We start from the raw sequence: 13,380 nt of genomic DNA on the forward strand, positions 1-13,380 counted from the left end.
TATTTCGACATTTTACTATCTTTGTCCTTCACAGCGTTAACACCGAACCTTTCACATGAGAAAACTACCGTACCTGTTGAGCGCCTTGGGCGCCGCCCTCACGGCAGGCGCGGCGGAGACCGCCGCCCCGCAACGGATCATCGACATCCGGACCGACGACATTTCGCTCATCCTGAGCGCAGCCCCCGGAGAGGAGGTCCGCTTCCTCCACTTCGGAGGCCGCATCGACGACCCCGCCCCGCTGGCCGGATACCGAAGCTACCGCCACCCCGACCACAACACCGAGGACGTGGCCTACCCCGCCTTCGGCGGCCGCAACTACCACGAACCGGCCCTGCGCGTGACCCACGCCGACGGCGACCTGAACACCGAACTGCGCTACGTCTCGCACCGGACGCGAAAACTGGCCGACGACAACGTGACCGAAACCGTCGTCCGCATGACCGACGCCGTGCAGCCGCTGGACGTCGAACTGGTCTATACGGCCTACGCCCGCGAAAACGTCATCACGACCCGCGCCGTCATCCGCAACCGCGAGAAGGGTCCCGTGACGCTGCACAGCTTCTACTCGTCGGCGATGCCTCTACGGGCCGAGAAATACCTGCTGACCCACCTCCACGGCGCCTGGACGCGCGAAGCGCAGGTGGAGCACACGCTGCTGACCCACGGATCGAAGAGCATCGCCTCGACACGCGGCCTGCGCACGACCCACGCCGAAAACCCCTCCTTCATGCTGACGCTCGGCAACGACCGCTTCGACGAGAACTGCGGCGAGGTCGTCGCCGGCTCGCTGGCCTGGAGCGGAAACTTCCGCCTCAACTTCGAACTCGACGAGTGTCAGACGCTCACCGTGCTGGCGGGCGCCAACCCCGACGCCTCCGAATACCGGCTCCGCCCCGGAGAGTCGTTCACGACCCCCGAAATGATCTACACCCACTCGTTCCGCGGAGCGGGCGGCGCGAGCCGCAACCTCCACGACTGGGCCCGCAACTACGGCGTATGGCACGGCCACGTCCCCGCACCCACGCTGCTCAACAGTTGGGAGGGCGCGGCCTTCACATTCGACGCGAAGACGCTGACCGACATGATCGACGACGCGGCGGCCATGGGGCTCGAAATGTTCGTGCTCGACGACGGCTGGTTCGGCAACAAATACCCGCGCAACAACGACAAGGCGGGGCTGGGCGACTGGGAGGTGAACCGCGAGAAGCTGCCCGAAGGCATCGACCACATCGCCTCCTACGCCCACGACAAGGGGCTGAAATTCGGCATCTGGATCGAACCCGAGATGGTCAGCCCCCGCAGCGAGCTGGCCGAGAAGCACCCCGAATGGATCGTCCGCACGCCCGGCCGCGAAGCGCCCCTGACGCGCAGCCAGTGGCTGCTGGACCTCTCGAACCCCGAGGTGCAGGACTTCGTCTTCGGGGTATTCGACAACACGATGCGGCTCTCGGAACACATCGACTACATCAAGTGGGACGCCAACCGCTGCGCGAACAGCATCGGCTCCGCATTCCAGCGGCCCGACGAACAGTCGCACTTCTGGATCGAATACACGCAGGGACTCTACAAGGTGATGGAGCGCATCCGCGCCAAATACCCCGACGTGCTCATCCAGTCCTGCGCCTCGGGCGGAGGGCGCGTGGAGTACGGCGCACTCCGGTACTTCGACGAGGTGTGGACGAGCGACAACACCGAAGCGCTCTCGCGCACCCGCATCCAGTACGGCACGAGCCTCTTCTTCCCCGCGCTCGTCATGGGTTCGCACGTCTCCGTGACGCCCAACCTCCAGACGGGCAACTCCACGCCGCTCAAGTTCCGGTTCGACATCGCGTGCGCCGGACGCCTCGGCATGGAGCTGCAGCCCAAGCACATGACCGAAGAGGAGCGCGCCGAGGCCCGCCGCGCCATCGCCGACTACAAGGAGTACCGCGACATCGTCATGCAGGGCGACCTCTACCGGATCGGTTCGCCCTACGACGAGAACGGCTGTTACGGACTGGCCTATGTCTCGAAAGACAAGCGCCGGGCCGTGGTGTTCACCTACTGCCTGCTCTACCAGAGCCGTACCGTCCCGCAGTTCCGCATCCGGGGACTCGATCCCGACACCCGGTACACCGTGCGCGAAATGAATACGGAGGAACCCCGCTTCTGGTTCGACGGCGGCACGTTCAGCGGCGAACTGCTCTCCCGCATGGGCCTCAACCCCAAACTCTCCAGGATCTACGACAGCGCCGTTTTCCTGCTGGAGGCGCGCTGACGCCCCGCTCTCCCCGAATTCCGATGCCCCGGGCCTTGCAGGCCCGGGGCATTCGATATTCCCGCCGCCGCACAATACGGCCGGCGGGGCGGACACATCCCGCTCCGCCCCCGCCGGGACCGGACGACGCCGAACGGCATCCTTCGACCCGTTTCGCCCGAAACCGCATCCGCGGAACCGCACGCGGAGAGCAGAAGACCGGCAGCCATCCCCGCCCGAACGGTTCCGGAAGAGCTTCCTGTCCCCTGAAAACACGGAAAAAGGCGGAATCCCGAAAAAGCACGGCTCCGGAAAAATGCGGAGGAGGGGGGGGGAAATGAAAACCCCCTCTGCAATGCAGAGGGGATTATACGAGGTCTGAAGCGAAACCCTATATTGATTGATTATATGATAGTTATCGCTTATAACACTATTGTTTATCGCTCTATTTTTACGCTTGTAATATTGAGATTACTTGGTATTTATGTTACTTTTATAATCTGCGCCCCTTGTTGCGCCCCTATTGGAATAATTCTTTAAGTTGAGAAACGATATCGGATATTGTATGAATAGCTGTATTTAGTGCCATCTTATCCACTAATGTTGGGCTAAATTTTAAGACCTCGTCTTTGGTTATTTTATGCCAAATTGGTAGGATTACTTTATGACCATCCATCTCGCGTGCTACCATCCCGTTTAGTTCGTATTCTGTCCAATTCTTTTTTATAAATGATGGAGAAATAATAACGATACCATACCGGGAATTTATTAAACCCCGGTCTATACTCTTTCGAAGACTATCCCCTATTCTTAATTCGAATTCGTCGTACCAGACCTTAAATCCGTTATTAACTAAAGCATCTGCTAATGCTCTTACAATATCTTCCTTATCTTCGGATGCGTGAGAAATGAAAAAATCATACTGTTTAGTCATTCCAACGTCTATTCCTTCAGGAGTATTCGAGGAAGAATAATTCATCGAAATTAACGTACTTAATTGTAATTTTTGTTCCTCTATACTTCGTTGGATATTCCGTTGAAAATTTAACTGCTCTTGCTGTAATTTTTTCTGTTCGTCTTGCTGTGCTCTTAATAAAGATTGTCGCGCTCGCCCTAAATCTGAAGATTTAGAAGCTATTTTCTTTTGATAATTTGCTATTTTAGACCGAATATTAGAAATATCCCGTTGGTATCCTTGTATTTGTCTTTGTTTAGACTGTAAAGATGATAGAGACGTATTATTAGTAATACTACGATTAGTGGAATCGATTTGTTTGTTTTTATCAACCTCTCGCTTACTTTCATCTGCGATTCTTTTCTGTAAATCTGCAATCTCTTTTTCTAAACGATTTACCGTATTTTGATAAGAAGAGAAACTCATAGATAACTAATTTTAGATTTTGTAAAGATATGGATTTTTTCGAGTAAACTAATAATTTCTTGTAAAATATTTTGCCCACTGCCGACTTGTAACTAATTTAGTCCCTGCAAGTTAAATTGTGTTGTAAAATAGAATGGCGGATTACTCGATCTGTAAATGTATTCGAAATGATAAGCCCTTGAAGCGAAACGGGAAATACCCCGTGTACCTTCGGGTACGGGTAGGCTCCCGGAATACGAAGATACCGACGGGGCTGGAGGTTTGGAACGGACGCTGGGACGCGAAACGGATGGAACCGAAGGATAAACCCCTTGCCATCCAGCTAAACCGGAAAATAATGGAGCTTGACCTCTATATTAACCGACTGTTGGCTGACGGAACGGAGTTGACGATGGACCTTGTAAAGGGGTTTTATGCCAGGAAGCGGAGATTGAAACCCGAACACGGCTCCTTCTATGATTATTACCTCGACTTTGTAGAACGGAAGCGGAAAGAGGGTCTGAATCCCGAAACGATACGGGTCTATATGACGACCTTTCACGTCTTGAAGGAGTTTAAGCCCGAGTTCCGAATCTCGGATATTTCGCTGACCCTGATTGAAGATTTCGATAACTATATGCACGAAGTGAACGGGAACTCTCCCGGAGGCCGGAACCCAAAGCATAAGAACCTGCGAACCGTGATCTTGGATATAATAAAGCGGAATATCCCCGTGGAGAACCCCTATAAATGGTTTAAGATGCCGAACTCCCCGGTTAAGGAGGTCTATTTGGAAAAAGAGGAACTATCGCGTCTTATCGACTATACCGAACGCTTGGCGAAAAATTCGAAAGAGTACCTGATCTTGAAGATGTATCAGTTCTCGTGTTTTTGCGGTCTGCGGTTTTCCGACGCGATGGACCTGCGCTGGCGGGATGTAGATTTCGAGAATGAACTGATCCGGAAGAAAATGATTAAGACTAAATCCGAAGTGATAACGCCGCTGTTTCCGATGGCGCGGGATATTTTGATGGAAAAATCCGACGGCGGACGGTTGCTGGGTAGTGATGAAAAAATCTTTTATAACTATGCCGAGCCGACGGTAAATAAGACGCTGCGGGAGCACACGAAGAAGGCCGGAATAGATAAGCACCTGACCTATCACTCCTCGCGCCATACCTTCGCCACGCTCCTGGTGATTGATAAAGTCGATATTTATACGATCTCGAAGTACTTGGGCCATAAATCGGTGAATATGACCCAGCGCTATCTGAAATACGACCTCTCGATAGCCAAGGAATCGGCGAAGAATATCAGCACGTTCTCTGGTAAAAATGAATAAAATAAGCTATATTCGTGAAAAATTCCGGGGATGATTAAATTACCGAAACCGACTTTATACCTGCGTATTGATAAACGGAAGAAAGACGGGCGAATGCCTCTGTATATCCGGTTTCCGCGGATTGACGGTGAAGAACCGAAATTTCCGACGGGGATCGATCTTCTGCCCGAAGAGTGGGACGATACGGCGAAGTGCCCGTATGACGAAGCGTTGAAACTGATTGTCGAAAAAGAACTCACCCGAATTAGGACCCGGATATATAATGCGCTGGTAAACGGTGAAGAATTGACGAAATTGCTCCTGCGGGAAATCGTAGTGAATAAAAAATCCGAGAATCCGGGAAACGCTTCGTTTTACGGCTATTTCGATAAATATGTCTTGGAACGAATGCAGGCCGGACGAATAAGCCGCGCGACGGAGAAAGGATATGATACGACCCGCCGGGCGTTGAAAGAATTTAAGAAAGAGATACGGATAAAAGATATTGACGCGAAACTGATAAATGGCTTCGAGCGATTTTTGATAAAACGAGGTCGGGAAAACGGTCGCGGGGATGTCTTGGGATCGCGGGCGAACCGATTGAAGCACGTCCGGACGGTGGTCCTCGATATTGAACGCCGCGGCGTCCCGATAAAGAACCCTTACCGGACGCGTGAATGCGTTGTACCCGAGGCCGCCGTAAACGATACGTTCCTCGAATACGACGAATTGAGCCGGATGTGTCGGTTACTGGGAATCGAAGCTGAAATCGGCTCGACCGAGTTTCGGGTATTGGTAATGTATCTTTTCTCGTGTGCGGTAGGGATTCGCTTGAGTGACGCCCTCCGGATAAAATGGGGAAACCTCGATGTGTCTGAAGAAACGATTATCGTGGACCTGATCCCGAAAAAAGGAGATAGGCCGGAAAAGAGAAACCGCGAAATCCATGTGCCTTTGTCGTCCTTCGGAGAGACGATTATAGAGTGGGCCGCTCTTGATGATGACGATAGAATCCCTTATAATCGGGTTGAATACGAAAATCTGATGTTCCGCGTATCCTCGGAAGCGACGATAAACCCTACGTTGAAGAAATTAGCGAAGATGGCCGGAGTGGAAAAGAATATTACTTTCCATTCCGCCCGAAGGACCTTTGCGACGCTGACTGCGGCAGCAGGCGCGGACGCCTACACGATTAAGAATTACTTAGGTCATAAAAGCGTGGCGATGGCCGAACGCTATATGAAATGGAGTAAGCAGCTCGCGCTCGAATCCGCTAAAACCGGGAGGGAGATCGATATAACGAAAATCTTAGGGAAAAACTCGAAGAAGAAATGACGAGATAAGGGTAAAATCCGGATATAGCCAATTATAGATAATCGTAACCCGATTAAATTTAATTGATTATGGAAGAAACTCCGATTGAAGTCATTGAAATTCCCGATCCGTTGTTCTTCGCCTATTTGGTCGAGAATTTCGATTTAGACGGCGACGGTGAAATATCCGTCGAAGAAGCGAAAAACGTCTTGGAAATAATCTGTCCTGCGGCTGGTATCCAGTCCCTCAAAGGAATTGAATATTTCGAGAACCTGACCCGCTTGGATTGCCCTCTTAATCGGCTTATAAATTTAGATATAAGCCGGAATACGAAGTTGGAAGAATTGGACTGCCGTTTTAACTCTATCGATGAACTCGATTTGTCGAATAACCTGGAGTTGAAAATCGTCCTTACGAAGGGGAACCGGCTGAAAACGCTCGATATATCGCCTATCGAAGAGAGTATGAAAATGGTTGATGCCGATAAAGAGACGAAAGTTCTGGTTTCTTTGGCGCTCCCCCTGGAACTGCAACGATGATATAAAGGGATTAGTGAAATGCTAATCCCTTTATTATTTTGGTGTTTTGAAACTCTTTACTACCTTTGTACTACATACGAATTGACGCGAAAGCGTAAGTTTATTCTCGAAGACGAATCTGGAAAATTTATCTAACAAGAGAGTAAGCGTATTTATTCCTATGTCCTTGAAAAAGGGCGTGGGCTGTCGCTTATTTTATTGTTAGGGTATTCCAGAACCTGTCTTCTAAAATAAGCCTTCAGCGCCACGCTTTCTTTGTTTAACCCTACTACGTTTGGCGTTGAGTAGTAAATTATTCGACTGCGAAAATAACCGAACCTTGCGCCGTGAGTTGACGGAAGCGACGGGTAATTTTGTGGAATTAGGAAGTTACTAACTCTAAAAATATTATGTTATGGGAGATTTTGATTTGTTAATCGGATTTCTATTTATTGTATGGGCTATCTTCGGGGTGCTAATTGGCTTGTATGCTACGTTTGTTATGGCCGAGAAATACGGCCGATTTGGGCCGACCTGGCTTACGGTTGCGCTCTGTTTCTCACCGATAATTGCGATTATTTGGCTGGCTGCGTTAGGGAAAACTCCGGAAAAGGAATTTAAGGATTGGAAAACGATGGAACTCCAAAAAAGAAAATTTTTGAAGGATTTAGAAGAAAACTAACTGAAATTGATTATTTGACCGCTCCGTTGGGGCGGTTTTTTTGTGCTTGACCGAATATTGAAAAATATAGATTTAAGGAATTATAAGAAAATATTATAAAAAATTTTAGGCCTCGTAATGGCCCCAGAATTTATTGGGATTTCGCGGGATTCGGAGCGTCGATTTTGAGCCGTTTTAGGGGTTGTAGCGGCGTGAGGGCGAATATTGAGGCTGTTATTTGCGTATCTTTGTAAAAATTAAAAACGTCTGCTTATGGTAGATAATTTAACGATAATGTTAGAAAAGTTCTCGGGAAATTTCGAGAACTGCGAGATCGTGAAAGTGTTCGATAATATTGGTATTTACCGACTGAAAGGCCCCTCCCGTATCGCGCCTCACCTACTCCGGCTGATCTACATAAGGAGGAGCGGAAGGCTCTATATTGTAAATAGCCTCCGTAAATGGTACTGCGGAAGAACCTCGTTGTTTGATCTGACCTCCGAGACCCTTGTCCATGCCTTGAAGCGGTTAGCGGCCGATCTGAATATCTCCTACGAGGAACTGAAACGGGGCCGGGTTACCCAGGTAGAGGTCGGGCTGAACCTGCGGACGCGAATCCCGTGCCGTCGGCTGATCCGCCTGATGGCAGGTTATAAGACTCGTTCGAGAAACGTCTTTAAGGATGAAACCGTCTATTTCGGCGACCGGAGCTATAAGAAAGTCATAGTCTATAATAAAACGGCCGAGATCGTCGCTAAAACGCCGCTGCGGAACCGGGCCCGGCAGGGTGAGATCTTCGATATTCTCGCCCGGTATGGCTACTATTTCCCGCGTTACGAATTTAAGCTGGCCGACCGGCAGGCCCTCGCGCTGAATAGGCTCGATATTCACTCCGTGGCCGACCTTGTAGCCAGCTACGGCGATCTCTATCTGTTCCTCGCCCGGGAAGCCCGGAATTTCGTGCTGTTCGAACGGATCGAAATAACGGATGAAATGACCCCGAAAGAACGTGAGATCGCCGAGGGGCTGAACGAATACGGATATGCCGAATATCTTGCGAAGCGGCGGGAGGCTTGCAGCTCTGCCACGCGGAAAGGCTTGAAAACGGCCCGCTGTAAAGTACGGAGGGAATTAGTAAGCGTCATCGACCGATACGACGCCGGGAACTACGGAAGCCGTCAGTTTCGGGCAGACCTTGGGCGGAACCTCCTAAGAATAAGTAAGCACGACCCGGCGCTGAACCTCCCCCAAACCCTCCGGGAGCTGTTCACAGGGCGGCCGCGGCGGTCTCTCCGATAATAATAATAATAAGGGGAATAAGTAATCTATGTAATAGCTATAATGCTTTGATAGGATAAAGGGGAATATAGTAACGTGAAACTGCGTGAACGCTGTATCTACGCCTCTTGATAATCTCGTCCTCGTCTAATAGGAGGAACGTCGTATATTATTTCGCGCCGCGCCCCTCCCAGCCCCTCGACGTTCTATAATACGCGCCCTCGGCCAAGATGCCGATTTCTACGCACCTGCCGCCTCGAGGGAGTATTTACCCGTCCGAAGGAAACGCCTCCTGGAAATCGTTGTTTTCGGCCTTGTAGGCGAAGCTCCTGATTATTGGCGCTCGGGGAGTATTGTTGGAGAATGCGTGAACGAACCTATGCGGTCTTTGTATTGGAGAGTGCCTAAATACGAAAGGATATTATTTCGGGCCGCGGGACGGTGTGTTGTTGGAGATCGACTGTTATCTGCCAGCCTGCCTATACCTACGTTTGGCGCGATGTCGTGGCGTGAATACGGGAAACTCTTGGAGAGACCGATTTTAGATCGTTGAAGCCTCCGGCGAACTACTTGCCCGGTCGGATATGGAAACGCTTGGAGATCGTCCCTTTTGTCGTTGTATGGACGATCTGTCGCTGACGTGGAGGATTGACGTGTACTAAAAGGGGTGTCGCTCTATTGGAATTGACGGCTGTAATAGCGAGTGCTGCGTTGGAGCGTTTGTTACGGCGGTGTACTATTGAAGCCTACCCAGCGATCCGGACGAATAGAGGGTGTAATGGTGCACTATTGAAAGTGTGATTTATTATTAACTATTATAAAGGTGATATTATTCTGTTGAAAAATCCGAAGAGAAATTTTGTAAAGAATCTTGACGGAATCTCTCTATTGGCGGTGAAATTTTAGTAGCATTTTGATTCTTTGGAAGTTAATCGTTTGGAGAAGTTGCACCCCTATTTGCGCCCCTGTGAATAAAAGAGGGCTCCTTAATCGCTGTAAATTAGCTGATTAGAAGCCCTCTTTGAGGTCTGAAGCGGATTCGAACCGCTGTACAAGGTTTTGCAGACCTTTGCCTAGCCACTCGGCCATCAGACCAACTCGTTCCATCCCGTGCGGCCGATTACAATTACAACACAAACCCAACCTATTTTCTTCGGATCCGCCCTTCCCGGACCGGTAAAAACCGCTCCTCCGGAACTCGGACGACCGGACGCTTCGGCGCATCGGGAGTGCAAATATACAAACATTTCCAGAATCTGCAAAACTTCCGCCGAACTTTACGTTATTTCGTGCGAGGATTCATGTTATTTCGCAAAAATCAGTACCTTTACTTCGTCAAAAGAATCCAGCGAGCCATGTCCCCCGAAGATATAGCATTGCAGATGACCCCGGGAATCGGCGTGAAGAGCGCCGTGCACCTCCTGGATTGTTTCGGCAGCGCCGCGCGGATCTTCGCCGCGACCGAGGAGGAACTGACCGGCCGGGCGGCGCTCCGGCCCGAAGCAGCCCGGCAGATCGTGCGCCGCAAGGGGTTTCCGGCCGCGGAGCGGGAGTTGGAGCACTGCCGCCGCAACGGCCTGACAGCCGTCGCATCGACCGACCCGCAATACCCCGCCCTGCTGCGGGAGACGCCCGACTACCCCCATGTCCTGTACATCAAGGGCGATGCGGAAGCCCTGACGGCCCGCTGCATTGCGGTCGTCGGGACGCGCGACGCGACGCCCTACGGCCAGCACATGTGCAACAGGCTGATCGAAGGGCTGGCCGAACGGGTTCCGGGACTCTGCATCGTCAGCGGGCTGGCCTTCGGCATCGACGCGGCGGCCCACCGGGCCGCGCTCGCCGCAGGGGTGCGGACCGTGGCGGTGCTGGCCAATCCGCTTCCGGGGGTCACGCCGGCCCAGCACGCGGGACTGGCGCGCGACATTCTGGACCACGGGGGCGCGCTGGTCACCGAGCTGCCGTCGCAGACGAAGCAGAACGGGTCGTTCTACCTCGCGCGCAACCGCATCATCGCCGCGCTCGGCGCCGGATGCGTCGTCGTCGAGTCGCCCGACAGCGGCGGGTCGCTCGTAACGGCCCATTGCGCCGATTCCTACGACCGGACGGTGATGGCCGTGCCGGGACGCGCCACCGACCGGAGCTCGGCCGGAACCAACCACCTGATCCGCAACCGCAAGGCGCAACTGGTGCTGACGGCCGGGGACATCGTCCGGGAGCTCATGTGGGACCTCGGCCCCGACCCCGCGACGCTGCGGCCAAAGGTTCCCACGCCGGAGCTGACGCCCGACGAAGCGGGACTGCTCGGATGCTTCCGCACGAACGACCCCGTCACGACCGAACACCTCGCCGGAGCGAGCGGCCTCGACCCCGGAACGCTGGCGACGCTCCTCGTCGGGCTGGAGCTGGCGGGCGCCGTGCGCCAGCTTCCCGGAAACCGTTACATGAAGCTATGAATCTGACAGATACCCATTCGCACCTGTACGAACCCGAATTCGACGCCGACCGCGAAGAGGCGCTCGCCCGCGCCGCGGAAGCCGGCGTGGAACGCCTGCTGCTGCCGGCCATCGACTCCGGCAGCCACGAACGGCTGTTCGGGCTGTGCCGCCGCCATCCCGGGCGGTGCGTTCCGATGATGGGGCTTCACCCGACGTCGGTGAACGGCAATCCCCGCTGGCGGGAGGAGCTGGCGACGGTCGAACGCCTCCTGCAAACCCCGCCCGAAGGGATTCCGCCTTTCTGCGCCGTGGGCGAGATCGGTCTCGACCTCTACTGGAGCCGGGATTTCCGGGCGGAGCAAACGGAGGCCTTCCGGCGGCAGATCGACCTGGCGCTGCAATACGGCCTGCCCGTGGCCGTCCACACCCGCGAGGCGTGGCCCGAGACGCTGGAGATCGTCCGGGAGTACCGCGGCCGCGGCCTGCGGGGCGTCTTCCACGCCTATTCGGACACGGCCGCGACCTACCGCGAACTGCGCACGCTGGGCGACTTCGTCTTCGGCATCGGCGGCGTGGTGACCTTCAAGAAGAGCCTCCTGGCGGAAACCGTGCGCGAAATGGAGCTGCGCGACATCGTGCTGGAGACCGACTGCCCCTACCTGACACCCGTTCCCCACCGGGGCCGGCGCAACGAATCGGCCTACGTGCGCTACGTCTGCGACAAGGTCGCCGAAATCAAGGGGCTCGACCCGGAGGAGGTCGCCGCCGCGACGACGGCCAACGCCCGGCGGATGTTCGGCCGGCCGCAGATGCCGTCCGGCTCCCCCGCGCGGGAGGACGCTCCGTCCGGCCACGGAAAAACCCCAAACGACACCCGCCCATGAAAAACGTCCGGATCACCGTCATCCGCAAGGTCTGCCACAAGGACCTGATGGAACGCTACGAAAACCCGATCGAGCACGCCTGCGACCTGCACGAGGGGCAGGTCTTCGTCTCCGACGGCATGCAGCGGCCCGAAGGGCTGTGCCCAAGCGCCTGGCAGACCCTTTCGCCCTTCGTCATGGCGCTCGCGCACGGCGCGACGGACTTCTACGACGGATGGATGCGGAACCCCGCCTCGGCGATGCTCTCCTGCAACGACGGGTTCCGGCCCGTGAGCTTCCTGATCGAAACCATCGAAAACAACGAGAAATAAGACGACATGCGCTCTTCCATCCTGATTATCTACACCGGCGGCACGATCGGCATGAAGACCGACGCCGAGACCGGTGCGCTGGTTCCCTTCGACTTCAGCGGCATCTACGACGAGTTTCCCTCGCTCAAGCGGCTCAACGTGGACATCGACGTGCTGACCATGTCGCCCGTGATCGACTCCTCGAACGTCGAGCCGTCGAACTGGGCGGCGCTGGCCGGGCTGATCCGCGACAACTACGCCCGCTACGACGGCTTCGTCGTACTGCACGGGACCGACACCATGTCCTATACCGCCTCGGCGCTGAGTTTCATGCTCGAGAACCTCGCCAAGCCCGTGGTCTTCACCGGCAGCCAGATTCCGATCGGCGTACTGCGCACCGACGGCCGCGAGAACCTCATCACGGCCATCGAGATCGCCGGGGCGCAGCGCGACGGCCGGCCCGTGGTCCCCGAGGTGTCGCTCTATTTCCAGAACCGGCTGTTCCGCGCCAACAGGACCTCGAAACGGAGCGCCGAGGCGCTCAACGCCTTCTGTTCCGACAACTATCCGCCGCTGGCCGAGGTGGGGGTGAACATCGCCTACAACCTCCCGGCCATCCTGCGCCCCGCCGCCCCGGCTGCCGAACTGCGCATCGCCACCCGCCTGGCCCGCGGCATCGCGCTCGTCAAGCTCTTCCCGGGGCTCGACGAGGGGATCCTGCGCGCGGCGCTCTCGGCCCCGGGACTGCGGGCCGTCGTGCTCGAAACCTACGGCGCGGGGAACGCCCCGACCTCCGGGTGGTTCATCCGCCTGCTGCGGGAGACCATCGCCCGCGGCGTGATCGTGCTGAACATCACCCAGTGCGGCGGCGGACGCGTCTCGATGGAGCTTTACGAAACCGGACTGCGGCTCCAGGAAACCGGCGTCCTCTGCGGCTGCGACATGACCTCCGAGGCCGCCGTCACCAAACTCATGTACGTACTCGGACTGGAACTCCCCCGCGAAGAGACCGAACGGCTGCTGCGGAGGCCCCTGCGGGGAGAATTTACGGATTGAACCGTTGCACGGAACAAAATT

The 13,380-nt window shown here is 54.7% G+C and carries 11 protein-coding genes and 1 tRNA gene; 10 read left to right on the top strand and 2 right to left on the bottom strand.

What is annotated here, in order from left to right; all coding sequences use genetic code 11:
- Positions 1-55: 55 nt before the first annotated feature.
- Positions 56-2,260 carry an alpha-galactosidase gene (locus KB554_RS10555; RefSeq protein WP_211036011.1) on the top strand — a complete coding sequence of 735 codons (2,205 nt, stop codon included), beginning with the start codon at positions 56-58 and terminating at the stop codon, positions 2,258-2,260.
- A gap of 499 nt (positions 2,261-2,759) precedes the next feature.
- On the opposite strand, the gene KB554_RS13290 is transcribed toward KB554_RS10555, so the two are convergent.
- The gene (locus KB554_RS13290; RefSeq protein WP_242116333.1) at positions 2,760-3,620 is read right to left on the bottom strand and encodes a toll/interleukin-1 receptor domain-containing protein; all 861 of its coding nucleotides are present in this window, start codon (positions 3,618-3,620) and stop codon (positions 2,760-2,762) included.
- A gap of 133 nt (positions 3,621-3,753) precedes the next feature.
- Between KB554_RS13290 and KB554_RS10565 the strand changes: the two genes are divergently transcribed.
- From KB554_RS10565 to KB554_RS10585, 5 genes are all read left to right on the top strand, one after another.
- Positions 3,754-4,941 (top strand): site-specific integrase, encoded by a 1,188-nt coding sequence (locus tag KB554_RS10565; RefSeq protein WP_211036012.1) that lies wholly within the window; start codon positions 3,754-3,756, stop codon positions 4,939-4,941.
- Positions 4,942-4,971: 30 nt separating this feature from the next.
- Complete coding sequence (locus KB554_RS10570) at positions 4,972-6,255, top strand: site-specific integrase (RefSeq protein ID WP_211036014.1); 1,284 nt, start codon at positions 4,972-4,974, stop codon at positions 6,253-6,255.
- A 68-nt stretch (positions 6,256-6,323) separates the two neighbouring features.
- Positions 6,324-6,773 (top strand): hypothetical protein, encoded by a 450-nt coding sequence (locus tag KB554_RS10575; RefSeq protein WP_211036016.1) that lies wholly within the window; start codon positions 6,324-6,326, stop codon positions 6,771-6,773.
- 394 nt (positions 6,774-7,167) lie between these two features.
- The gene (locus KB554_RS10580) at positions 7,168-7,434 is read left to right on the top strand and encodes a hypothetical protein (RefSeq protein ID WP_211036018.1); all 267 of its coding nucleotides are present in this window, start codon (positions 7,168-7,170) and stop codon (positions 7,432-7,434) included.
- 252 nt (positions 7,435-7,686) lie between these two features.
- Entirely contained in the window at positions 7,687-8,712 is a 1,026-nt protein-coding gene (locus KB554_RS10585; protein ID WP_211036020.1) for a hypothetical protein, read from the top strand.
- 1,003 nt (positions 8,713-9,715) lie between these two features.
- Here the strand turns inward: KB554_RS10585 and KB554_RS10590 are convergent.
- Positions 9,716-9,786, bottom strand: a tRNA-Cys gene (locus KB554_RS10590).
- Between the two features lie 260 nt (positions 9,787-10,046).
- Between KB554_RS10590 and dprA the strand changes: the two genes are divergently transcribed.
- From dprA to KB554_RS10610, 4 genes are read left to right on the top strand one after another with little or no spacing between them, the layout of a single operon-like run.
- On the top strand, positions 10,047-11,147 hold the full coding sequence (gene dprA, locus KB554_RS10595) for a DNA-processing protein DprA (RefSeq protein ID WP_211036022.1): 1,101 nt from the start codon (positions 10,047-10,049) through the stop codon (positions 11,145-11,147).
- Positions 11,144-12,013, top strand: coding sequence for a TatD family hydrolase (locus tag KB554_RS10600; RefSeq protein WP_141428406.1), 870 nt, complete (start codon positions 11,144-11,146; stop codon positions 12,011-12,013). The genes dprA and KB554_RS10600 overlap by 4 nt, the downstream gene beginning before the upstream one ends.
- Entirely contained in the window at positions 12,010-12,324 is a 315-nt protein-coding gene (locus KB554_RS10605; protein WP_141428405.1) for a TIGR04076 family protein, read from the top strand. Before KB554_RS10600 ends, KB554_RS10605 begins: the two co-directional genes overlap by 4 nt.
- 6 nt (positions 12,325-12,330) lie before the next feature.
- Complete coding sequence (locus tag KB554_RS10610; RefSeq protein WP_211036024.1) at positions 12,331-13,359, top strand: type I asparaginase; 1,029 nt, start codon at positions 12,331-12,333, stop codon at positions 13,357-13,359.
- The last annotated feature ends 21 nt before the right edge of the window (positions 13,360-13,380 follow it).

Origin of the sequence: Alistipes sp. Marseille-P2263, assembly GCF_018101075.1 — a bacterium.
GTDB lineage: Bacteria > Bacteroidota > Bacteroidia > Bacteroidales > Rikenellaceae > Alistipes > Alistipes dispar.

Coding starts and splice junctions, on each gene's coding strand:
- KB554_RS10575 (WP_211036016.1), top strand. CDS start 6,324: ATGGAAGAAACTCCGATTGAAGTCATTGAAATTCCCGATCCGTTGTTC.
- KB554_RS13290 (WP_242116333.1), bottom strand. CDS start 3,620: ATGAGTTTCTCTTCTTATCAAAATACGGTAAATCGTTTAGAAAAAGAG.
- KB554_RS10600 (WP_141428406.1), top strand. CDS start 11,144: ATGAATCTGACAGATACCCATTCGCACCTGTACGAACCCGAATTCGAC.
- dprA (WP_211036022.1), top strand. CDS start 10,047: ATGTCCCCCGAAGATATAGCATTGCAGATGACCCCGGGAATCGGCGTG.
- KB554_RS10585 (WP_211036020.1), top strand. CDS start 7,687: ATGGTAGATAATTTAACGATAATGTTAGAAAAGTTCTCGGGAAATTTC.
- KB554_RS10570 (WP_211036014.1), top strand. CDS start 4,972: ATGATTAAATTACCGAAACCGACTTTATACCTGCGTATTGATAAACGG.
- KB554_RS10605 (WP_141428405.1), top strand. CDS start 12,010: ATGAAAAACGTCCGGATCACCGTCATCCGCAAGGTCTGCCACAAGGAC.
- KB554_RS10565 (WP_211036012.1), top strand. CDS start 3,754: ATGGCGGATTACTCGATCTGTAAATGTATTCGAAATGATAAGCCCTTG.
- KB554_RS10555 (WP_211036011.1), top strand. CDS start 56: ATGAGAAAACTACCGTACCTGTTGAGCGCCTTGGGCGCCGCCCTCACG.
- KB554_RS10580 (WP_211036018.1), top strand. CDS start 7,168: ATGGGAGATTTTGATTTGTTAATCGGATTTCTATTTATTGTATGGGCT.
- KB554_RS10610 (WP_211036024.1), top strand. CDS start 12,331: ATGCGCTCTTCCATCCTGATTATCTACACCGGCGGCACGATCGGCATG.